This window comes from Serpentinimonas sp. SMBJO2 (genome assembly GCF_056341105.1).
Genome location: NZ_CP150628.1, coordinates 590,813 through 613,636, shown reverse-complemented (window position 1 = coordinate 613,636; position 22,824 = coordinate 590,813). Strand labels below are relative to the sequence as shown.

General features: G+C 66.0%; 16 protein-coding genes and 1 pseudogene. 1 reads left to right on the top strand and 16 read right to left on the bottom strand.

The genetic code is table 11. The features are described 5' to 3' along the window. Positions 1-80: 80 nt before the first annotated feature. From AAAZ40_RS02775 to AAAZ40_RS02765, 3 genes and pseudogenes are all read right to left on the bottom strand, one after another. Positions 81-1,369 (bottom strand): annotated as a pseudogene (locus tag AAAZ40_RS02775) (ISL3-like element ISPpu12 family transposase). Positions 1,370-1,390: 21 nt separating this feature from the next. After that, the gene (lspA, locus tag AAAZ40_RS02770) at positions 1,391-1,903 is read right to left on the bottom strand and encodes a signal peptidase II (RefSeq protein WP_016915550.1); all 513 of its coding nucleotides are present in this window, start codon (positions 1,901-1,903) and stop codon (positions 1,391-1,393) included. 3 nt (positions 1,904-1,906) lie between these two features. Further along, positions 1,907-2,803 (bottom strand): cation efflux transmembrane domain-containing protein, encoded by an 897-nt coding sequence (locus AAAZ40_RS02765; RefSeq protein WP_476661057.1) that lies wholly within the window; start codon positions 2,801-2,803, stop codon positions 1,907-1,909. Between the two features lie 95 nt (positions 2,804-2,898). On the opposite strand from AAAZ40_RS02765, the gene cadR reads away from it, so the two are divergent. Then, complete coding sequence (gene cadR / locus AAAZ40_RS02760; protein ID WP_003462224.1) at positions 2,899-3,306, top strand: Cd(II)/Pb(II)-responsive transcriptional regulator; 408 nt, start codon at positions 2,899-2,901, stop codon at positions 3,304-3,306. 146 nt (positions 3,307-3,452) lie between these two features. Here the strand turns inward: cadR and AAAZ40_RS02755 are convergent, their stop codons facing one another. The 13 genes from AAAZ40_RS02755 to rplK all read right to left on the bottom strand — a co-directional run bounded on the left by AAAZ40_RS02755 (position 3,453) and on the right by rplK (position 22,673). Further along, positions 3,453-3,887 (bottom strand): CoA-binding protein, encoded by a 435-nt coding sequence (locus AAAZ40_RS02755; protein WP_476661056.1) that lies wholly within the window; start codon positions 3,885-3,887, stop codon positions 3,453-3,455. A gap of 18 nt (positions 3,888-3,905) precedes the next feature. Continuing rightward, a complete protein-coding gene (locus AAAZ40_RS02750) occupies positions 3,906-4,316 on the bottom strand; it encodes a rhodanese-like domain-containing protein (RefSeq protein ID WP_476661055.1) in 411 nt (136 codons plus the stop codon). Positions 4,317-4,322: 6 nt separating this feature from the next. Further along, positions 4,323-6,530, bottom strand: coding sequence for a protein-disulfide reductase DsbD family protein (locus AAAZ40_RS02745; RefSeq protein WP_476661054.1), 2,208 nt, complete (start codon positions 6,528-6,530; stop codon positions 4,323-4,325). A 156-nt stretch (positions 6,531-6,686) separates the two neighbouring features. After that, positions 6,687-7,370, bottom strand: coding sequence for a response regulator (locus AAAZ40_RS02740; protein WP_476661053.1), 684 nt, complete (start codon positions 7,368-7,370; stop codon positions 6,687-6,689). A gap of 28 nt (positions 7,371-7,398) precedes the next feature. Beyond that, complete coding sequence (locus AAAZ40_RS02735; protein WP_476661052.1) at positions 7,399-9,678, bottom strand: sensor histidine kinase; 2,280 nt, start codon at positions 9,676-9,678, stop codon at positions 7,399-7,401. 37 nt (positions 9,679-9,715) lie between these two features. Next, complete coding sequence (locus AAAZ40_RS02730; protein ID WP_476661051.1) at positions 9,716-10,318, bottom strand: DUF4390 domain-containing protein; 603 nt, start codon at positions 10,316-10,318, stop codon at positions 9,716-9,718. A gap of 49 nt (positions 10,319-10,367) precedes the next feature. Further along, positions 10,368-11,804, bottom strand: a complete 1,437-nt coding sequence (gene rsmB, locus AAAZ40_RS02725) for a 16S rRNA (cytosine(967)-C(5))-methyltransferase RsmB (protein ID WP_476661050.1) — start codon at positions 11,802-11,804, stop codon at positions 10,368-10,370. Continuing rightward, positions 11,801-16,006 carry a DNA-directed RNA polymerase subunit beta' gene (rpoC, locus tag AAAZ40_RS02720; protein ID WP_476661049.1) on the bottom strand — a complete coding sequence of 1,402 codons (4,206 nt, stop codon included), beginning with the start codon at positions 16,004-16,006 and terminating at the stop codon, positions 11,801-11,803. Before rpoC ends, rsmB begins: the two co-directional genes overlap by 4 nt. Before the next feature lie 28 nt (positions 16,007-16,034). Beyond that, positions 16,035-20,153, bottom strand: a complete 4,119-nt coding sequence (gene rpoB / locus AAAZ40_RS02715) for a DNA-directed RNA polymerase subunit beta (protein WP_476661048.1) — start codon at positions 20,151-20,153, stop codon at positions 16,035-16,037. 161 nt (positions 20,154-20,314) lie between these two features. After that, positions 20,315-20,692, bottom strand: coding sequence for a 50S ribosomal protein L7/L12 (gene rplL / locus AAAZ40_RS02710; protein ID WP_476661047.1), 378 nt, complete (start codon positions 20,690-20,692; stop codon positions 20,315-20,317). Between the two features lie 46 nt (positions 20,693-20,738). Continuing rightward, on the bottom strand, positions 20,739-21,239 hold the full coding sequence (rplJ, locus tag AAAZ40_RS02705) for a 50S ribosomal protein L10 (protein WP_476661046.1): 501 nt from the start codon (positions 21,237-21,239) through the stop codon (positions 20,739-20,741). A 293-nt stretch (positions 21,240-21,532) separates the two neighbouring features. Beyond that, on the bottom strand, positions 21,533-22,240 hold the full coding sequence (rplA, locus tag AAAZ40_RS02700; RefSeq protein ID WP_476661045.1) for a 50S ribosomal protein L1: 708 nt from the start codon (positions 22,238-22,240) through the stop codon (positions 21,533-21,535). 1 nt (position 22,241) lies between these two features. Next, on the bottom strand, positions 22,242-22,673 hold the full coding sequence (gene rplK / locus AAAZ40_RS02695) for a 50S ribosomal protein L11 (protein WP_476661044.1): 432 nt from the start codon (positions 22,671-22,673) through the stop codon (positions 22,242-22,244). Between the last annotated feature and the right edge of the window lie 151 nt (positions 22,674-22,824).

Here is a 22,824-nt window from a genome sequence, read left to right as displayed (position 1 = left end):
GTATATCTGATTTTCCGAAATTGGGTATACGGATTTAATGGTTGATGGGGCACCTTCACCCCATCAATCTGATACCACCCTCAGATGGTTGATAGATCGACTCCGTAGTTGAGTTCCTCTGCGAAGTCCGGCAGTCCGTAACCGATGGTTTTCTTGTAGAAAGGAGAGACCTTCGCAGTCGGTGCCTTCTTCTTGTGCTTCGTGGTGTAGAGCATTCGTGCCCGCATCACCTCGAAGGAGTAACCGCGCCCTTCACGGTTCTTGTCCTTGGCCAGTCGGTTGATGGACTCCGTGTAAGCGTTGGTGACGGGCATGTCCGTCTCGAAGTAGGTCATGGTCTCTTCGCGCCAGTTTCCCACTGCCCTGACCAGATCGCTCCAGACTTCCTTTTGGCCCTTCGGGATGGTGGCTATCCACTCGTCTAGGGCGGCTTCTGCCTGGAGCCGTGTGGTGGCGTCCCAGATGCCGTAGAAGCGCTCCTTGTGCTCGTAGGCGGCCAGCAGTTGCGGGAACGCGCCTGTCCAGGTCTCCATGATGAGGCGCTCCCGGTCTGAGACTTCGTGAGCGCGTTTCAGCAGGATTTTCCGGTCTCCCTTGAGAGTCCGGCTCTGGGACGGTTTCAGCTCCTTTCTGAGGTCCTTGCGCACTCTCTCTAGGGCATCGTTGGCCATGCGCACCACATGGAACTTATCGACCACGATACGGGCCTGGGCAGCACAGCCTTGACCGCTGCCCGGTAGGGGTTCCACATGTCCATGCTGACGATCTCGACCTTCTGCCGGTCTTTCAGCTTCATCAGGTAGTTGGTCACCACGTCCTGGCGGCGGGTGGCCAGCAGGTCGAGCAGGGTTCGCTCCTCAATGTTGGTCAGAATGCAGCGGTAGCGCTTGTTCAGGTATAGCTCGTCAATGCCCAGGATGCGGGGCGTCTCGAAGCGGTGCCAGCGCCCCAGCAACTCGGCGCGGGCGTTGAAGATGTCGCGCACCGTCTTCTCGTCCAGGCCGGTCTGTGCCGCCACAAAGGTGTAGGGGTGGTTGAAGGATTCCTTCTCCACGTACTCATGCAGCCGCAGTGTCATACGGAATCCGTCCACCATCTCCGGTAGCTGGGGCCTGAATGTTGTCTTGCAGGCCCGGCAGGTGTATCGGCGGCGGACCACCCAGAGAGTGACCCGCTTGCCGTGGATGGGCAGATCACGATAGGGAACGTCACGCTTGCCGAACCGTACGAACTCACCCTGCACGCCGCATTCCTCGCAGGCGATGGGATCGGGCACGTCCACCTGGAAGTGCATTTCGTCGTCGGTTGATTTGCAGCCCAGTACTTGGTATTGCGGCAGGTGAAGGATGTTGTCGGGAAGTTCGGTCATGGTGTTGTATAGGCGTAGGTGTCAGTCAGATCCATCCGGCTCGGCATTGGTGTTTGCTTTTTTACCCAACAAGCTGCTGGAAACGAAAAGTAAGGCACCGAGGACAATTGCAATATCAGCCAGGTTGAAGGCCGGCCAATGCCAGTCTCGCCAATAGAAATCAAAGGAATCCACAACATAGCCGCGAAAGACCCGGTCAATCAGGTTGCCCATGGCGCCACCGAGGATAAGACTGTAAGCGATGGCTTCTCCTTTATGACGATTTTCAAGGATCAGCTTGATCAGAAAAATCGAGACCACTACCGCGATTCCGATAAAAAAGTAGCGCTGCCAGCCTCCACCATTCGCAAAAAGACTGAATGCGGCACCGGTATTCCATACGTGTACCCAGTTAAAGAATGAGGTCACTGAAATAGACTCGCCATATGCCATTGATTGTTGCACCAGCCATTTTACGGCCTGATCAGACGCTGCCAGCAGGCCCGATATGGACAATAGGGCATACGGCGAGAGCTTTTTGCCAATAATGAGCATTATTTAACCCTTCAACGCCAAAATGCGTCTAGCACCGTTAAGTACAATGACCCCCACGATGGTGCCGATAATCAGATCCGGATAATTGGACCCGGTCCACGCGACCAGAGCGCCGGCGGTGATGACCCCCAGGTTGATCACCACGTCGTTGGCCGAGAATATCCAGCTTGCCTTCATGTGCGCCCCGCCCTCCCGATGTTTGGATATGAGCAGCAGACAGGCGGTATTGGCAATCAATGAGACGAAGGCGATGGCTATCATCACCAGCCATTCAGGCTCACTACCGAAAACAAAGCGTCGCACCACCTCGACGAGTACGCCGATAGCCAAAATCAGTTGCAGTACCCCTGCCAGATGCGCGGCACGTACCTGCATTTTCGCACTGCGCCCTACGGCATAGAGAGCCAGGCCATAGACGGCTGCATCGGCAAACATATCCAGGGAATCAGCGATCAGGCCGGTAGACTGGGCGATCAGACCGGCAGTCATTCCCACCACGAACATGATCGCATTGATACCGAGCAACACGCGCAGAGTGCCTGACTCCTGCGTAGCAGAGACTGCCGAGCTCTCAGCGGCCTTGATCGTCTCTGGGTCGGCAATGACGGTTTCCTGAAGAGAGGCGCCTAGCCCCAAGGTCGCCAGTTTCGCGGTAATGGGCTCAGCCTCGCCGTCATGCACGACCTTCAACCGGCGGTTCGACAAGTCGAAGGACAGTGCCCGAATCTCCTCAAAGCCGTTCAGGGCTAGGCGAATCATTCGTTCTTCTGATGGACAGTCCATCTTCGGCACGGCATAAACACTGACCCATCTCCCTGGCGCCTCGGAGGAGGCCTGTATATCGGTATCCGCCGCAGGCCTTGCATGGTCGCCACAGGGGCCTCCGCAGTTTTTACTCATGATATGACTCCACTTGAATGTGATCGGGTTTTCATTTAAAACTATATAGTAGCTATAATGTCAATAGCGTAGAGAATCCGTTGCGGAGGAACCCGATGCGTATTGGTCAGTTGGCACAGTCAGTAGGGGTAGATACACAGACGATCCGCTTCTACGAACGGCAGGGCTTGTTGCCGCCGCCTGGTCGGCAGGAGAACGGTTACCGTGTCTATACCGAGAAACACGTTGAGCGGCTGGCCTTCATCCGTCGCTGCAGAATCCTGGGCCTGTCACTGGCTGAGATTCACGAACTACAGAGCTATCAGGACGACCCTCATCAGCCTTGTACCGCCGTCAACGCCTTGCTCGATGATCACATCTCTCATGTGCGGTCGCAGATAACCGCTCTGCAAGCGCTTGAGAAACAACTCGTTTCACTGAGAGCGAGTTGCAACGATGACCGGGAAGTTGAGGCGTGTGGGGTTCTTGCTGGAATTAGCGAAGGAAACATGCACCAGCAGTAGGTGAAGCATCAACCAGATAATCCGATGAGATGCCGGTCTGTCTCACTCTCATGCAAAGGTAAGATCAACCATTTAATCCGCTTACCCCCGAAATTTTGCCGGCGCGCGGGCTGGCCGGCTGGCCGGCTGGCCGCAGCGGTGCTCGCCTAGCCCGGCCCGAGCAGGCGCTGGTGCTCGATTTTCAGGCAGCGACCGCTCACCACCTGCAGCCCGGCGGCGGCGGCGCGGGCCTCGGCTTCAGGGTGCGTCACGCCGAGCTGCAGCCACAGCGCTGCCGCCCCGAGCGCGATCGCCGCTTCGGCCAGCGGCGGCACCTCGGCGCTTTGGCGGAACACATCGACGATGTCCAGGCTCAGCCCTTCGGCCGCCAAGGCGGCGGCGGCCTGCTCGAGGCTGGCGTGGCAGGGCTGGCCCAAAATCAGTTGTCCGGCGGCCATCGGGTTCACCGGCAGTACGCGGTAGCCCTGCTGTTGCAGGTACTGCGCCACCCGGTGGCTGGGCCGCTCGGCTTGCGGCGACAGGCCCACCACGGCGACGGTGTGGCTGCGGCGCAACAGGGCGCCCAGTTCGGTGTCGTTCATGCCCGCCCCCTTAACCGCTCAGCCGCCGCTGCCCGGACGCACCATCGGCCAGCCGCGCCGCGCCCAGCCGCTCATGCCGCCATCGACGAAGCGCACGTGCGTCAGGCCGGCGGCGTGCAGCTGCTCGGCCACGCGCGCCGAGCGGTTTTGCGTGTTGCAAATCAGCAGCAGTGGCTTGGCGGGGTCACGCGGCAGTTCGTTGAGGCGCGCGGGCAACTGCGACATGGGCAGCAGCACCATGCCTGGGGCCACGCCGTGCGCGTGCTCGGAGGGTTCGCGGATGTCAACCAGCACCGCGCCGCCCGATTCGAGCAGCGTCCGGCAGTCGTCCAGGCTCACTTGCAGGGCCGGGTTGGCGGGGGAGCAGGCGTTGAGGAGCATGATGGTCAGGGCGGCCAAAGCCGCTTTGAGTAGGGAAGTCGGGCGCATTTTCAATCAAAGTTGCGCCAGTGCGGATCGCAATTCTTGCACAGTCAAAATCTCTGACAGAAGCAAGGGCTGGCGCCCTGGGGCATGCAGCACATAGACCGGAATGCTGTTGCGCCCCAGCCGCGCCAACGAGGCGGTGATGGCGGGGTCGCGCAGGGTCCAGTCGGCGCGCAGCAGCGCCACGTTGCGCGCCGCCACGTCGAGCAAAAAGGATTCGTCGGCCAGCGCGTTGTGCTTGTTGTAGAGGCAGGTCCAGCACCAGGCGGCGGTGTAATCGACAAACACCGCCCGCCCTTGCGCCAGCAGCTCGGCCTCGCGCTGCGGGCTCCAGACCTCCCACTGCGCCCCGGCCACGGCGCTCGGGGTGTTGAGCGCAGCGCTGGGCTTGGTGCCGGCTGCCTGGGCCTGCAGCATGGGGCCCAGCAGCCACAGCCCGCCTAGCAACGCCAGCAGCGCCAGCGGGGCCATCCAGCGCCGCATCAGGCCGCCGCGGCCCAACGCCCACAGCATCCAGGCCAGCAGCAACAGCAGCATGAGCAGGCCCGCAGCGGCATCGACACCACCCTGATGCCCCAGCACCCACAGCAGCCAGACCACGGTCGCCAGCATCGGGAAGGCCAGCCACTGGCGCAGCGTTTCCATCCACGCACCGGGGCGCGGCAGGGCGCGCACCAGCGCCGGCACCCAAGTGGCGGCCAGGTAGGGCAGCGCCATGCCCAAGCCGAGCGCGGCAAACACCGCCAGCGCCTGCGCCGGGGCCAGCGTGATGACCGCCAGCCCGAGCGCCGCCCCCATCAAGGGCGCGGTGCAGGGCGAGGCCACCGCCGTGGCCAGCACGCCGGTGAGGAAGGAGTCGGCATTGGGGTTGCGCACGCGCAGACTGGCCAGCGCGCTGGGCAAAATCGGGCCAAACTGGAACAGGCCGGCCAGGTTGAGCCCGATCAGGGTAAAGAGCGCGGCAAACACCGCCACCACGGCGGGGTTTTGCAACTGAAAGCCCCAGCCCAGTTGTTCGCCCGCAGCGCGCAGCCCCAGCAGCAGCGCCCCCAGCGCCAGAAACGACAGCACCACGCCGGCGGTGTAGGCCAGACCGCCCAAGCGCAGGCGGCGCCGATCGTCGGCGTGCTGCGAAAACGACAACACCTTGAGCGCCAGCACCGGGAACACGCAGGGCATGAGGTTGAGGATCATGCCGCCGATCAAGGCCCCGAGCAGCGCCGCCCACAGCGTGAGGTTGGGCGCCGGCGCTGCGGCGCGCGCGGCTTCGGCGGCCAGCGCGGCGGCCAGTGCGTCGGATACGCCAGCCGGCGCCGCCACCGCCGGCCAACCGCCGGGCACCGCCAGCTCCAGCCGCACCCCGGCCGCACCCGGCGGCGCATCAGCCAGCGCCAGCACCACCGGCAGCGCTTCGGGCGAGGCGGAGCGAAAAGGGTTGAGCGGGATGCTGGCGTGCCAGACCGCGCCCTCCCAGCGCTGCTGCCAGGCGGCACCGGGCTGGATCAAGGCCCCGGTTTCGGGGAAAAACTCGAGCGCGCGCCCCTGCCACGCAGCGGGCAGCCCGTGCACCGTGGCTTGCAACCCTTGCTCGGTTGCAGTCAACTGGCTGGCCCCGGCGGCCAGCGCCAGCGGCTGCGCGGCCCAAGCGGCCTCGAAGGCGGCCGCATGCGCCACCGTGGCCATTTGCGCCGGTATGCGCACTTGGAAGCGCGCCTCTTGCGGGATGCACTCTTCGCGGCAGATCAGCCACGTGGCCAGCACCTCGAGCGCCAGCGCGTCGGCGGCGAAGCCGGGCCGCACCTCGAGCGGAATCGGTAGCAGCACCGTGTCCTTAAAGCCGTAGTTGGCCAACTCGCCGATGGGAAACTTGCGCGGCGTGGGCCAAGCGATGGCGCCGGGCACCACGTGGGCGGGCAGCGTCCACTCAAATTCGGTGGGCAGGCCGGAGTCGCCCGGGTTTTTCCAGTAGCTGTGCCAGCCCGGCGCGTGCTCGATCTGCAAGCCCAGCCACAGCGGCTGCCCCGCCGCCACCCCTTGCGGCGCATGCACCAGCAGCGCGGTGCGCGACTCGGGCGTGACCACCGGCGCCGAAACCAGCGCGCCGGCCGTGTTTGTGCCCGCAGACGCTACTGCCCACAACGGCGCCGCAGGCGCTTGCGCCCACGCACCCCACCCAAGGCAGAGCCCGAGCAACAAAACAGCTATAGACTTGAACATGCAGACTATTGTAAACGCTGGCTGCATTCGAGCGCAGCCTTGGGGACATAGTTCCCCTACCCCCCGGAGCTTACACCACAGGCTGCACGGGGCGCCCCGCTGCACCGCACAGCTCGGCAACTGGGCAGCGCTTTTGCGCCCACGGCACAGCGGGCGCTACTCGCCCACGCGCTTGGATTTGTTCAAATCCACCCCGAGCTGCTTGAGCTTGCGGTACAGGTGGGTGCGCTCGAGCCCGGTTTTTTCGGCCACCCGGGTCATGGAGCCGTTTTCTTGGTTCAGGTGAAACTCGAAGTAGGCCTTCTCGAAGGCGTCGCGGGCCTCGCGCAGGGGCGCATCGAAATCAAAGCGCTGCGTGCCCGCTGCCTCATCGGCCGCTCGCACCCCCGCAAGCCGGGGCGCCGCGTCCAGCAAAGGCTCGCTGGCAGCGGGCAACGCGGGGTCGGGCCTGGCGGTCGTCGCGGCCGGGCGCGCCACCATCCGGGTCAGGCCCTTTTGCACCGTTTGCAGCAGTTTTTGCAGGGTGATGGGCTTTTCCAGAAAGGCCATGGCGCCGATGCGGGTGGCCTCGACTGCGGTTTCGATGGTCGCGTGGCCACTCATCATGATCACCGGCATGGTCAGCAGCCCGCCCGCCGCCCATTCCTTGAGCAGACTGACGCCGTCGGTGTCGGGCATCCAGATGTCGAGCAACACCAGATCGGGGCGGCCAGCCAGCCGCAGCTCGCGCGCCCGGGCGGCGTTTTCGGCCAGCTCGACCGCGTGCCCTTCGTCGTTCAGTATCTCGAACAACAGCTCGCGTATGCCGAGCTCGTCATCAACCACCAGGATGTTTGCCATGCTGCCCGCTTGCCTTCCCGTGCAATGCTCAGTTTTGTTGCAGAGTTGCAACCCGCAATGATAGCGAGACTTGCGCCCCGCCCTGCCCCTCATCGTCCTGCCAGTGCCCGATGTCGATGCGGCCACCGTGTTCGTCGATGATTTTCTTGACCACCGCCAGCCCCAGCCCGGTGCCCTTGGCCTTGCTGGTGACGTAGGGCTCGAAGGCGCGCTTGAGGATGGCCTCGGCAAAGCCCGGCCCGTGATCGAGCACCTGCAGCCGCACCCAGCGCCCCCCCTCGGAAGCGCGGGTGCGCAACAGCACGGCGGGGGCGCCGGGCGGGGTGGCGTCCTGCGCGTTCTGCACCAGATTGTGTACCACCTGGCGCACTTGCTGGGCGTCGGCCAGCACCGGCGGCAGGCCGGCTTGCAGATCGAGCCGCACCGGCACGTCGGCGGCTTCGTAGAGGGCCACGACGTCGCGCAACTGGGCATTGAGATCGAGCGGCTCCAGCTGCGCCGCGGGCAGACGGGCGTAGTCGCGGAATTCGTTCACCAGCCGCTTCATGGCATCGACCTGATCGACGATGGTGGTGACCGATTTGTCCAGCAGCACCCGCTCCGCACCCTCGAGCTTGGGCTGCAGCTTCATGGCCAGCCGCTCGGCGGCGAGCTGGATCGGCGTCAAGGGGTTTTTGATCTCGTGCGCCAGCCGCCGCGCCACCTCGGCCCAGGCCTGGGCGCGCTGGGCCGAGATGATTTCGGACACGTCATCGAACACCAGCAGCTGCTCGCCGCTGGGTAGCAAGGCGCCGCGGGCGATCAGCGTCAGCGTTGGGCGCTGGCCCTCGGTCGCGGCGCCGGCATCGCTGCCCAGGCTCAGATCGACCGGCTGCTGCCAGTGCTGGCCCTCGTGCTGCACCGAATCGGCCAGGAAGCGGTCGAACTGCTGCTGCACGAAGTCGGCAAAGCCGTGCAGACCGGGCACGGCGTGCAGGCCCTGCCCCAGATGCGCGCTCAGCGGCACGCCCAGGATGCGCATGGCACCTGGGTTGGCGCTGAGCAGGCGCTGCTGCGCGTCGAGCACCACCACGCCCGCGCTCAGGTTGTCGAGCAGGGTTTGCAGGTTGGCGCGCGCGGCATCGACCTGCCCGATGCTGCGCTGCACCGCCTGCCGCGCCTCGAGCAGCTCTTGCGTCATGTGGGCGAAAGTGCGCGTCAGGCCCGCCAGTTCGTCCCTGGCCGGCAACGCCTGTTTGGGCGTGAGGTCGCCACGCGCCACGTCGCGCATGCCCTCGGCCAGCACCAGCAGCGGCCGCATGAGCTGCTGGCCCAGCAGCAAGGCCAGCAGCACGGCGCCAAAGGTGGCCAGAAAGAGCGCCAGCGTGAGGGTGCCGATGTACATGCTGCGCAAGCCCTCGCGCGCCAGCGCCCGCTCCTGGTATTCGCGGTTGGCCAATTGCACCGACAAGGCGTCGGCCACCAGGGCCGCGGGCAAGATCGACACCACTTGCAAAAAGCGCGGCTCCTGGCCGATGCCAAAGCCGTGCGGCTCCACCAGCACCAGCACGCGGATGCGCGGCAGCTGCGCGGTCGGCAACTGCAGCACCTGCTGCGGCTCTGCCAGCGTTTCGAGCTCTTCCAGGCCCTCGATGCGGGTGATCGAGCGCTGGGCGCGCACCAGCCGCAACAGCTCGGGCGCGGGCGCTGCGGGCAGCAACTCGAAGCGCGACTCGCCCGCCGAGCCGATGGCGCGCCCGGCGGCGCTCCACAGCACCATGTCGTGGGCCTGCATCTGGGCGCGCAGGCCTTCGAGGCTGAGCGCCGCCGCCACGTCGCCTTGCTCGCCCAGCCTCAGGGCGGCGCCGCGCGCCTTGGCGGCCTGATCGGCGGCCAAGGTCTCGATCGTGGTGCGCCCCAGATTGAGCCCGGCGCTGAGCGCGGTTTCGACGCGCACGTCGAACCAGGTCTCGATCGAGCGCGACACGAACTGGTACGAAACGACGTAGATCAACAAGCCGGGCAGGAAACCGGCCAGGGCAAAAATGGCCGCCAGCTTGACCTGCAAGCGGCTGCCAAAGCGTTTGCGCCGCCAGCGGCTGGCCAGCTTGTAGGCCAGCCACAGCAGCAGCACACCCAGCAGACCGGCCACCGCCACGTTGAGCCAGACCAGATAGACGTAGCCCTCGGCCTCGAAGGCGCGGTGGTCGGTGGCCACGGTGAGCATGAAAAACAGCACCATCACCACGCCGCCAACCAGAATGAGCAGCAGCGCCGCCAACCAGCGCCGGGCGGCGGCGCCCAGGGGGCGAACGGCGGTCAGGTTCATGCGCGGGCAGGCAGGGTGAGCGGGCGCTGCGTTGGGCTCAAGCGCCGCCCGCCTCGAGGCGCAGGGTTTGGCGGTAGAGCACCGACCAGCCATCGGTCTGCGGCGCCACGAGCTGGAACGGGCGCGGCAGCAGCCCGTCGTCGAGCCGGAACTCGAAATCGACCCGCAGCGCGCCGCTGGCGGGCAGCTCGGCAGCGCCCAGCAAACGCCAGCGCGAGACCGCAGTGGCGGCGGCCATGGCGTCGGCAAAGCTGTGGAGGGTCTGGTGCAGCGCGGTGCCCAAGGCGGCCTCGCCCACCGGCCCGGAGTGGACGCTCACGCGCCAGCGCCCCGTCAGGGGTTGGTAGGCCACGCGCACCACGCGCTGCACCGAGCCCAGGTAGCGCGCGCTCCAGTACCAGCGCGGCTGGCGCACCTCGGCCTGCCAGACAAAGTGCACCGGCACCCCGCGCAACAGCACCGCTTCGAGGTCGGGCGGCAGCTCGGGGGCCAGGCGCGCACTCAGGCTCAGGCCCTCGGCATCGCGCAGCAGCTGCACCGGCACCGGCGCACTGGCCCAGCCGGCGCCAGCCAAGCCCAGGCAGCACAGGCCCAACAGCCACTGCAGCACGCTGCGCCAGGTGCGGGCACGAGCCAGCACGGGGCCTGCGCCAGGCCATGCCGCCCGCGCCGCCGCAGGCCGGGCGGCCTCAGGCGCGTTTGCGCAACAGGGCGTAGAAAAATCCATCGGTTTCACGCGCCAGATTGTCACCGATCGAACCGCTGGGTTGCGCGGTTGCGTCGGGGCCGGTTGTGGCGCTGGCACCACAGCCGGGCAGCAGCTGCCCCGGTGCCGGCAGGCGCTGGGCCTCGCTTCGGTGTTGCACAAAGGCTTGCACCACGCCCTCGCCCTCGGCCACAAACACCGAACAGGTGGCGTAGAGCAAGTGCCCGCCGGGGCGCAGCAGCGGCCACAGGGCCTCGAGCAGGCGACGCTGCTGTGCCGCCAGTTGCGCGATGTCGCTGGGGCGGCGCAGCCACAGCACATCGGGGTGACGGCGCACGATGCCGCTGGCGCTGCACGGCGCGTCGAGCAAGATCGCGTCGAAGGGCTGGCCGTCCCACCATGGGCCGGGGTCGGCGGCGTCGCCACACCGCACCTGCGCCTGCAGCCCCAGGCGCTGCAGGTTGTGTGCGATGCGCGCGCAGCGCTGGGGCTCGAGGTCGAGCGCCCACAGCTCGACTGCGGCCGCTTCGAGCAGGTGCGCGCTTTTGCCGCCCGGGGCGGCACAGGCATCCAGAATGCGCAGCGGCGGTGTGGGCGCTGCCAGCAGCAAGGGCGCCGCCAGCTGCGCGGCGCCGTCTTGCACCGACACCCAGCCCTGCGCCCAGCCCGGCAGTTGCTCCACGGGCAGCGGCTGCGCCAGCCGCACGCCGTCGGCGCCCCAGGGCGTGGCCGCCTGGCCCGCTTGCATCAGGTGCTGCAGGTAGTCGGCGCGGCTGCAGCGGCGCCGGTTGACGCGCAGCACCATCGGAGCGGCGCGCTGGTTGGCGGCCACGATCTGTTCCCAATGCTGGGGGTGGTCGCGCTGCAGCAGCTCGAGCCACCACAGCGGGTGGTTCCAGCGCGCCACCGGGTCGCGCAGGGCTTGGGCGCGCAACGCGGCGCGTTCGCGCACAAAGCGGCGCAGGCAGGCGTTGATCAGCCCCTTGAGCGCCACCGGCAGGCGCAGCGGGCGCAAGGCGGCCACGGCCTGATCGACCAGCGTGTGGGTTGGGTACAGCGGCCGCGGCGCTGCGGCTGCAGGGCGCGGAAGGGCTGGATTGACAGCGCTGGCAGCGGCTGGAGCATCGGCCTGTGCAGCCGCCAGCGCGCTGGCCTGTGCCGCCTCGGCCGCCGCATCCAGCAAACCCAGCGTGAGCTCGAGCAACGCCGCCGCCAAGGGCGGCGGCGCCTGGTGGCACAGCAGCCGCCGCAGCGCCATCGACAGGCCCCAATGGCGCAGCGCATCGTAGACCAGCGCCTGCACCCCCGGCCGCAGGCTGGGGGGCAGCGCCGGCAAGGCGGTGCTGAGCGACTGGCCAGCGGCCACCGCCGCCAGCAGGCGGGCGGCAGCAGCCAGCTGTACGGCCAGCGCCGGCTTCACTCCGCGCGGCTGTCGCCGTCGGCTTCTGCCAGGCTGGTGGCCAGCGCCGCCGCATCGGCCTCGGCGATGGCGCGGCGCTCTTCGTCGTCCATGCGCTCCTTGGCGTGGCGTGCCTGGTGAAAGGCCATGCCGGTGCCGGCCGGAATCAGGCGCCCGACGATCACGTTCTCTTTCAGGCCGCGCAACTCGTCGGTCTTGCCCATGATCGCGGCTTCGGTGAGCACGCGCGTGGTTTCCTGGAACGAGGCGGCGGAGATGAACGAGTCGGTCGAGAGCGAGGCCTTGGTGATGCCCAGCAGCACGTTGGTGTAGCTCGCCGGAGTCTTGCCTTCTTTCATCAACGCGTCGTTGGTGTTGAGAATCTCGGAGCGCTCGACCTGCTCGCCGGCGATGTAGCTCGAATCGCCCGGGTTGCTCACCACCACGCGGCGCAGCATCTGGCGCACGATGACCTCGATGTGCTTGTCGTTGATCTTCACGCCCTGCAAGCGATAGACGTCTTGCACCTCGTCGACGATGTAGCGCGACAGCTCCTCGATGCCCAGCAGACGCAGGATGTCTTGCGGATCGGCCGGGCCGTCGACGATCGATTCGCCCTTGTTCACCACCTGGCCTTCGTGCACCAGGATGTTCTTCTCCTTGGGCACCAGCTCTTCGGCCACCTTGCCGTCGGGGTCGGTGATCTGCAGCCGCACCTTGCCCTTGGTCTCCTTGCCAAAGCTCACGGTACCGGTGATTTCGGCCAGGATGCCCTTGTCCTTGGGTGAGCGCGCCTCGAACAGCTCGGCCACGCGCGGCAGACCGCCGGTGATGTCGCGCGTTTTCTGGCCTTCCACCGGAATGCGCGCCAGCACCTCGCCGGGGCCCACGTCCTGGCCGTCGCGCACCTGGATCAGGGCGCCGACCTGGAAGCCGATCGTCACCGAGTGGTCGGTGCCGGGGATCTTGACCTCGTTGCCGCTGGTGTCGATCAGCTTGACCTGCGGCCGCACCACCTTGGTGGCGCCGCGCCGTTTGGGGTCGATCACCACCAGCGTGCTCAAGCCGGTCACGTCATCGACCTGCTTGGCCACCGTCAGGCCCTCTTGCACGTTCTCGAACTTCACCGTGCCGGCGAACTCGGTGATGATCGGGCGCGTGAGCGGGTCCCAGTTGGCCAAAATGGTGCCGGCCTTGATGGCCTGGTCGGCGCGCACCGCCAGAATCGCACCGTAGGGCACTTTGTGGCGCTCGCGCACCAGCCCGTTTTCGTCGTGGATCACGATTTCGCCCGAGCGCGCGATCACCACCAGCTCGCCCTTGGAGTTGGTGACGTAGCGCATGGTGGAGTTGAAGCCGACGTTGCCGCTGGACTTGGCCTCGACGCTGGACGCCACCGCCGCGCGCGAGGCCGCGCCGCCGATGTGGAAGGTGCGCATGGTGAGCTGCGTGCCGGGCTCGCCGATCGACTGGGCGGCGATCACGCCCACCGCCTCGCCGATGTTCACTAGGCCGCCGCGGCCGAGGTCGCGGCCGTAGCACTTGGCGCACAGGCCAAAGCGGGTTTCGCAGGTCAGCGCCGTGCGCACGCGCACCTCGTCGATGCCCAGGGCGTCGATCAGGTCGCAGCCGTCTTCATCGACGATCTGACCGGCCGCGATCACCACCTGCTGGGTTTCGGGGTTGAGCACGTCATCGGCTGCGGTGCGGCCCAGAATGCGGTCGCGCAGCGACTCGATCACCTCACCGCCCTCGACGATGGCGCGCATCAGCGTGCCGTTGCCGGTGCCGCAGTCGTCTTCGGTCACCACCAGGTCTTGGGTCACGTCGACCAGACGCCGCGTCAGGTAGCCCGAGTTGGCGGTTTTCAGCGCCGTGTCGGCCAGGCCCTTGCGCGCGCCGTGGGTGCTGATGAAGTACTGCAGCACGTTCAGGCCCTCACGGAAGTTGGCCGTGATGGGCGTCTCGATGATCGAGCCGTCTGGCTTGGCCATCAGGCCGCGCATACCGGCGAGCTGGCGGATCTGCGCCGCCGAACCGCGCGCACCCGAGTCGGCCATCATGTAGATCGAGTTGAACGACTCCTGATCGACCTCGTTGCCGTGGCGGTCGATGGTCTTTTCCTTTTTCAGGCGCTCCATCATGACCTTGGAGATGTCGTCACCGGCCTTGCCCCAGATGTCCACCACCTTGTTGTAGCGCTCGCCCGAGGTCACCAGACCCGAGGCATACTGCTGCGCGATCTCTTTGACCTCGGACTCGGCGCGCGCGATGATGGTGTGCTTTTCGGTCGGCACCAGCATGTCGTCGATGGCGATCGAGATGCCGGCGCGGGTGGCGAGCCGGAAGCCGTTCTGCAGCAGCTTGTCGGCAAACACCACCGTCTCCTTGAGGCCGCATTTGCGGAACGAGGCGTTGATGAGCTTGGAGATTTCCTTCTTCTTGAGCGCCTTGTTGATGAGCTCGAAGGGCAGGCCGCGCGGCAAGATCTCGCTCAACAGGGCGCGGCCGACGGTGGTCTGCACCACCTTGGTGACCGGCACCAGCTGGCCGTCCTTTTTCAGGTGCTCGGTCAGGCGCACCCGGACGCTCGCCGTCAGCTCCACCATGCCGGCGTCGAGCGCGCGCTGCACCTCGGCGATGTCGGCAAACACCATGCCCTCGCCGCGGCCGTTGATGCGCTCGCGCGTGGTGTAGTACAGGCCCAGCACCACGTCCTGCGAGGGCACGATCGAGGGCTCGCCGTTGGCCGGAAAGAGCACGTTGTTGGACGACAGCATGAGCGTGCGCGCTTCCATCTGCGCCTCGACCGACAGCGGCACGTGCACCGCCATCTGGTCGCCGTCGAAGTCGGCGTTGAAGGCCGAGCACACCAGCGGGTGCAACTGGATCGCCTTGCCCTCGATCAGCATCGGCTCGAAGGCCTGGATGCCGAGGCGGTGCAGGGTCGGGGCGCGGTTGAGCAGCACCGGGTGCTCCTTGATCACGTCCTCCAGAATGTCCCACACCACCGGCGTGCCGGCTTCGACTTCCTTCTTCGCCGCCTTGATGGTCGTGGCGATGCCCATTTGCTCCAGGCGCGCAAAGATGAAGGGCTTGAACAGCTCCAGCGCCATCAGCTTGGGCAGACCGCACTGGTGCAGCTTGAGCGTGGGGCCGACGGTGATGACCGAACGGCCCGAGTAGTCGACCCGTTTGCCGAGCAGGTTCTGGCGGAAGCGCCCGCCCTTGCCCTTGATCATGTCGGCCAGCGACTTGAGGGCGCGCTTGTTGGCGCCGGTCATGGCCTTGCCGCGGCGGCCGTTGTCGAGCAGGCTGTCGACGGCCTCTTGCAGCATGCGCTTTTCGTTGCGCGCGATGATCTCGGGCGCTTTGAGCTCCAGCAGGCGCTTGAGGCGGCTGTTGCGGTTGATCACGCGCCGGTACAGGTCGTTCAGGTCGGAGGTGGCAAAGCGGCCGCCATCCAGGGGCACCAGCGGGCGCAGATCCGGCGGCAGCACCGGCAGCACGTCGAGCACCATCCACTCGGGCTTGATGCCCGACTTCTTGAACGCCTCCAGCACCTTGAGGCGCTTGGCGTTTTTCTTCACCTTGAGCTCGGAGCCGGTGAGGTCGTTGCGCAGGCGCTCGATCTCGCTGTCGATGTCGATGCTGCCCAGCAGCTCCTGGATGCCCTCGGCGCCCATCTTGGCGCTGAACTCGTCGCCGTACTCGCGCTCCTTGGCGTCGAACTCGTCCTCGCTCATGATGGCGAACTTTTTCAGCGGCGTCATGCCCGGATCGACCACCACGTAGGCTTCGAAATAGAGCACGCGCTCGATGTCGCGCAGCGTCATGTCCAGCACCATGCCCAGGCGCGAGGGCAGGCTTTTCAGGAACCAGATGTGGGCGCAGGGCGCGGCCAGGTCGATGTGGCCCATGCGCTCGCGCCGCACCTTGGTCTGGGTGACTTCGACGCCGCACTTCTCGCAGATCACGCCGCGGTGCTTGAGGCGCTTGTACTTGCCGCACAGGCATTCGTAGTCCTTGATCGGGCCAAAGATCTTGGCGCAGAACAGGCCGTCGCGCTCGGGCTTGAAGGTGCGGTAGTTGATGGTCTCGGGCTTTTTCACTTCGCCAAAGGACCAGGAACGGATTTTCTCGGGCGAAGCGAGCCCGATCTTGATGGCGTCGAAGTGCTCGTCGGGGGTGATCTGCTTGAACAGGTCGAGGAAGTGTTTCATGTCCGGGTTTCCTTTACGGGTTCAGGGTTCAGCCGCGCTCAAGTTCGATGTCGATGCCGAGGGAGCGGATTTCCTTGACCAGCACGTTGAACGACTCCGGCATGCCGGCGTCGATGGCGTGCTCGCCCTTGACGATGCTCTCATAGACCTTGGTGCGGCCCTGCACGTCGTCGGACTTGACGGTGAGCATCTCTTGCAGCACGTAGCTGGCGCCGTAGGCTTCGAGCGCCCAGACCTCCATCTCGCCGAAGCGCTGGCCGCCGAACTGCGCCTTGCCGCCCAGCGGCTGCTGGGTGACGAGCGAGTACGGGCCGGTGGAGCGCGCGTGCATCTTGTCATCGACCAGGTGGTGCAGCTTGAGGTAGTGCATGTAGCCCACGGTGGTCACGCGCTCGAAAGCGTCGCCGGTGCGGCCATCGTAGAGCTGCGCCTGGGTGCGGCTGGGCGTGAGCCCCTTGGCCTTGGCCACGTCGTCGGGGTAGGCGAGCTTGAGCATGTCGAAGATCTCGGCCTCGGAGGCGCCGTCGAACACCGGCGAGGCAAAGGGCACGCCCTTGCTCAGCTCGGCCGCCATGGCGCGCACTTCGTCGTCGCTCAGGTCGGCGAGGTTTTCCTGGCGCCCGGTGCGGTTGTAGATCTGCTCCAGGGTCTGGCGCAGCTCGGCGGCTGCGGCCTGGCGCTGCAGCATGTCGCCCAAGCGCTGCCCCAGCCCCTTGGCGGCCCAGCCCAGGTGCACTTCCAGCACCTGGCCGATGTTCATGCGCGAGGGCACGCCCAGCGGGTTGAGCACGATATCGACTGGCGTGCCGTCGGCCATGTAGGGCATGTCCTCGACCGGGGTGATCTTGGAGACCACGCCCTTGTTGCCGTGGCGGCCGGCCATCTTGTCGCCCGGCTGCAGGCGGCGCTTGACGGCCAGATAGACCTTGACCATCTTGAGCACGCCCGCCGGCAGCTCGTCTCCCTGGGTGAGCTTCTTGCGCTTTTCTTCAAACGCCAGATCGAAGCTGTGGCGGGTGGAGTCGAGCGCGTTCTTGATCGACTCGAGCTGCGCCGCCACTTGGTCGTCGGCGGGGCGGATGTCGAACCAGTGGAACTTGTCCACCTCGGCCAGGTAGGCGCGCTCGATCCTGGCGCCTTTGGCCAGGCGCTTGGGGCCGCCGTTGGCGGTCTTGCCCAGCAGCAGCTTTTCGATCCGGTCGTAGGCGTCGGCCTCGACGATGCGCAAGCGGTCGTTGAGGTCGAGGCGGAAGCGCTTGAGCTCGTCGTCGATGATCTGCTGCGCGCGCTTGTCGCGCTGGATGCCTTCGCGCGTGAACACCTGCACATCGATCACCGTGCCCTGCGAGCCCTGCTCGACGCGCAGCGAGGTGTCTTTTACGTCAGAAGCCTTTTCACCGAAGATGGCGCGCAGCAGTTTTTCTTCGGGCGTGAGCGTGGTTTCGCCCTTGGGCGTGACCTTGCCCACCAGCACGTCGCCGGGCAGCACCTCGGCGCCGACATAGATGATGCCCGACTCGTCGAGGCGGTTGATCTGCTGCTCGGCCAGATTCGGGATGTCGCGCGTGATGTCTTCGGCCCCGAGCTTGGTGTCGCGCGCCATCACCACAAGCTCCTCGATGTGGATGCTGGTGTAGCGGTCTTCGGCCACCACGCGCTCGCTGATCAGGATCGAGTCCTCGAAGTTGTAGCCGTTCCAGGGCATGAAGGCGATCAGCATGTTTTGCCCGATCGAGATCTCGCCCAGGTCGGTCGAGGCGCCGTCGGCGATCACCGCGCCGGCGTGGATCTGGTCGCCCTTCTTGACGATCGGGCGCTGGTGGATGTTGGTGTTCTGGTTGCTGCGCTGGTATTTGATCAGGTTGTAGATGTCCACCCCGACCTCACCGGCCACGGCCTCGGCGTCGTGGACGCGCACCACGATGCGCGTGGCGTCGACGTAATCGACCCGGCCGCCGCGCTTGGCCACGACCACGGTACCGGAGTCGATCGCCGCCACGCGCTCGATGCCGGTGCCCACCAGCGGTTTTTCGGGCCGCAGCGTCGGCACCGCCTGGCGCGACATGTTGGCGCCCATGAGCGCGCGGTTGGCGTCGTCGTGCTCGAGGAACGGCACCAGCGAGGCCGCCACCGAGACGATCTGCGCCGGCGACACATCCATGTACTGCACGGTTTCGGGCGGGGTGAGGATCGATTCGCCCTTCTCGCGCGCCGACACCAGCTCGCCCACCAGCGCGCCGCTGGCGTCGAGCGCGGCGTTGGCCTGCGCGATCACGTACTTGCCTTCCTCGATCGCCGACAGGTAGTCGATCTGGTTCGTCACCTTGCCATCGACCACGCGCCGGTACGGGGTTTCGATGAAGCCGTACTCGTTCAGGCGCGCGTAGAGCGCGAGCGAGTTGATCAGGCCGATGTTCGGGCCTTCCGGGGTTTCGATCGGGCACACGCGGCCGTAGTGCGTCACGTGCACGTCGCGCACCTCGAAGCCGGCGCGCTCGCGCGTCAGGCCGCCCGGGCCCAGTGCCGAGACGCGGCGCTTGTGCGTGATCTCGGCCAGCGGGTTGGTCTGATCCATGAACTGGCTCAGTTGCGAGGCACCGAAGAACTCCTTGAGCGCGGCCGAAATGGGCTTGGAGTTGATCAGGTCGTGCGGCATCAGCGGCTCTTGCTCGGCCTGACCCAGGCGCTCCTTCACCGCCTTTTCGATCCGCGCCAGCCCGGTGCGGTACTGGTTCTCGGCCAGCTCGCCGACGCAGCGCACACGCCGGTTGCCCAGGTGGTCGATGTCATCGACCTCGCCCTTGCCGTTGCGCAAGTCGACCAGGATTTTCACCACATCCAAGATGTCTTCGTTCGACAGCACCATCGAGCCCTCGGCGCTGCCGCGCCCGACGCGGGCGTTGAACTTCATGCGTCCGACGCGCGACAGGTCGTAGGTGTCGGGGTTGTAGAACAGGCGGTGAAACAGCGCCTGCACCGCGTCTTCGGTCGGCGGCTCGCCGGGGCGCATCATGCGGTAGATCGCCACCCGGGCGCTGAACTCGTCGGCGGTTTCGTCGCTGCGCAGGGTCTGGCTGATGTAGGCGCCCTGATCCAGCTCGTTGGTGAAAATGCACGCCAGCTCGGTGATGCCGGCGCTGCGCAGTTTTTTCAGCAAGGTCTCGGTCAGTTCGTCGTTGGCCCGCGCCAGCAGCTCGCCGCTGTCGGGGTCGATGACGTTGCGCGCCACCACGCGCCCGAGCAAAAAGTCTTCGGGCACGCTGATGTGCGTGACCTTGGCCTGCTCGAGTTCGCGCGTGTGCCGCGCCGTGATGCGCTTGTCCTTGGCCACCACCACCTTGCCGCTGGGGTCGGTGAGGTCAAAGCGCGCCACCTCGCCGCGCAGGCGCTCGGTGACCAGCGCCATCTGGGCGCCGCTGTCCATCAGGCGGAAGTGGTCGTTGACGAAGAAATTGGCCAGAATCTGCTCGGGGTTGAGGCCGATGGCCTTGAGCAAAATGGTGACCGGCATCTTGCGCCGGCGGTCGACGCGGAAAAACAGCAGGTCCTTGGGGTCGAACTCGAAATCGAGCCACGAGCCGCGGTAGGGGATGATGCGGGCCGAAAACAGCAGCTTGCCCGAGCTGTGCGTCTTGCCCTTGTCGTGCTCGAAAAACACGCCCGGCGAGCGGTGCAACTGGCTCACGATCACGCGCTCGGTGCCGTTGACGATGAAGCTGCCCTTGTCGGTCATGAGCGGCACCTCGCCCATGTAGACTTCTTGCTCCTTGACCTCCTTGACCACCTTGGACTGGCTGGTGGACGATTCGCGGTCGTAGATGATGAGCTGCACGCGCGCGCGCACCGCCGACGCAAAGGTCAGGCCGCGCGTCTGGCACTCGCGCACGTCGAACACCGGCCGGGCCAGGTTGTACTCGACGAACTTCATCTCCACGTAGCCGTTGTGCGAGACAATCGGGAACGCCGACTCGAAGGCCGCCTGCAAGCCCACCGAGGCGCGCTTGCGCGGGTGCTGATCGGCCTGCAGAAAGGCGGTGTAGGCGTCCTTCTGCATCTGCAACAGGTAGGGGATTTCCAGCACGTTTTCGCGGCTGCCGAAGCTTTTGCGGATGCGTTTGCGTTCGGTGAATGAGTACGTTTGAGCCATGAGATCTCCGGGCTTGAGAAGACACAGCCAAAACCGCTGGGACGGCGGCGGCCTTGGCTGTGCGCTCTGGGCTCGAGGGCGGTGCCGTCCACCGCAAGCACCTCGAGCGCAAAAAGGCTGGAAAGCCCAACGCGGGCTCTCCAGCCTTGGAGGGCAGCCGATTACTTGAGCTCGGCCTTGGCGCCGGCTTCTTCCAGCTTTTTCTTGGCGGCTTCGGCGTCGGCCTTGGGCAGGGCTTCCTTGACCGTCTTGGGTGCGCCGTCGACCAGGTCTTTGGCTTCTTTCAGGCCCAGGCCGGTGATTTCGCGCACCGCCTTGATGACCGACACCTTGTTCGCGCCGGCTTCCTTGAGCACGACGTCGAAGTCGGTCTTCTCTTCCACCGGTGCGGCGGCGGCGGCGCCACCACCGGCAGCGGGAGCGGCCATGGCGGCGGCGCTCACACCAAACTTCTCTTCGATGGCTTTCACCAGCTCGTTGAGTTCCATGACCGTCATGGTGTCGAGAGCGGTCAGAAATGCGTCTTTATCGAATGCCATTTTCAAATTTCCTAACAAACGGTTGGAGGTCGGGCCAAGGGGGCGCTCAGGCCGCCACGGCCTCGCCCTTTTGCTCGGCCACGGCGGCCACGGCGCGCGCGATGCGCGAGATCGGGGATTGCATCAAGCCCAGCAACTGCGCCAACAGCACTTCCTTGGGGGGAATGCTGGCCAGTTGCTTCACGCCATTGACGTCCAGGGCCTTGCCGGCAAACACGCCGCCGCGAATGACCAGCTTGTCGTTGGTCTTGGCGAAGTCGGCCACCACTTTGGCGGCGGCCACGGCGTCTTGGGAAAAGCCATAGATCAGCGGCCCGGACATCTGGTCGGCGCCTGCCTCAAAGCCGGTGCCAGCCACTGCGCGGCGCGCCAGGGTGTTCTTGAGAACCCCCAGAAACACGCCTTCGCTGCGGGCTTTGACACGCAACTGGGTCAGGTCGGCGACCTTGATGCCACGGTATTCCGCCATCACGAGCGTTTGAGCTTTTGCTGCGAGCGCCGCCACCTCGTCGATGACGGCCTGCTTCTCACTGCGGTTCAAACTCAAGGTCAACTCCTCAAAAAAGCATGGTTGCGGGCTGTGCGCCCCTGGCCATGCACCTGATTGCAGCGACCAACCGTTGCGGGAAAAAATTTTCCGTTCGCGGCGGGATCGCCATCTGCGCTGGCTTCGGTGCAGAAATTAAGCGCAACCCGGGCAAGCCCGGCCGCGCACCAGCGGTCCTGGATGGCTCTGGCAGCGCGTTGCACGCCCCCAGACCCACCACCCACGGCCACCGCCGCACCCCCGAGGGGGAGCCGCAGCAACCGGGAATTCTGTGTCGGCACAGCCGCCCGGTTTCAGGCCGCCTGCGCTGCCGCGATCGAGGGCACCTCGACCCGCACCCCCAGGCCCATGGTGGACGACAGCGCCACCTTGCGCAGGTACTGGCCCTTGGACGAAGCCGGCTTGGCCTTGTTCAGGGCTTCGAGCAGCGCCTGCAGGTTGCCCAGCAGCTTGGTGTCGTCGAAAGAGCGCCGGCCGATGGTGCCGTGCACGATGCCGGCCTTGTCGACGCGGAACTGCACCTGCCCGGCCTTGGCGTTGCGCACCGCCGTGGCCACGTCGGGCGTCACGGTGCCGACCTTGGGGTTGGGCATGAGGCCGCGCGGGCCCAGAATCTGGCCCAGCGCACCCACCACGCGCATCGCGTCGGGCGAGGCGATGACGACGTCGAAGTCCATCTTGCCGGCCTTGACGTCGGCGGCGAGGTCGTCAAAACCCACCACGTCGGCGCCTGCGGCGCGCGCCTCGTCGGCCTTGGCGCCCTGGGCGAACACCGCCACGCGCTTGGTCTTGCCGGTACCATGGGGCAGCACCACGGCGCCGCGCACCACCTGGTCGGATTTCTTGGCGTCCACGCCCAACTGCACCGCGACGTCGATGGACTCATCGAACTTGGCCGTGGCGTGCTGCTTGACCATGCCCAGCGCCGCAGCCACCGGGTACAGCTTGGTGGAATCGACCACGCCTTGCAGCGCTTTTTGTTTCTTGCTCAGTTTTGCCATTTCACGCGCCCTCCACGATCACGCCCATCGAGCGCGCCGAGCCCGCGATGGTCTTGATGGCGGCATCGATGCTGGCCGCGTTCATGTCTTTCAACTTGGTCTTGGCGATCTCTTCGAGCTGGGCGCGGGTGATCTTGCCGACCTTTTGCTTGTTCGGCACCGGCGAGCCCTTGTCGAGCTTGATCGCTTTCTTGATCAGCGTCGTGGCCGGCGGGGTCTTGATGATGAAGGTGAAGCTCTTGTCGGCAAACGCGGTGATGACCACCGGCAGCGGCAAGCCCGGCTCCATGCCCTGGGTTTGGGCATTGAAGGCCTTGCAGAACTCCATGATGTTGAGCCCGCGCTGACCCAGCGCCGGACCGATCGGGGGGGAGGGGTTGGCCTTACAAGCTGGCACCTGCAGCTTGATGAAGCCGACGATTTTCTTCGCCATGTAGAATTACTCCATCGAGTTCAAACGGCCAGGCACCCGACACGGACCCCTGGCCTCCTCGCAAACCCGGTCCATGATTCGTCTTTTGAGCCGGCTGCAGCGCGAAGCTGCCCCCCACCCCGCTGGCTACGGACCTAAAGCGCCAGCAGCC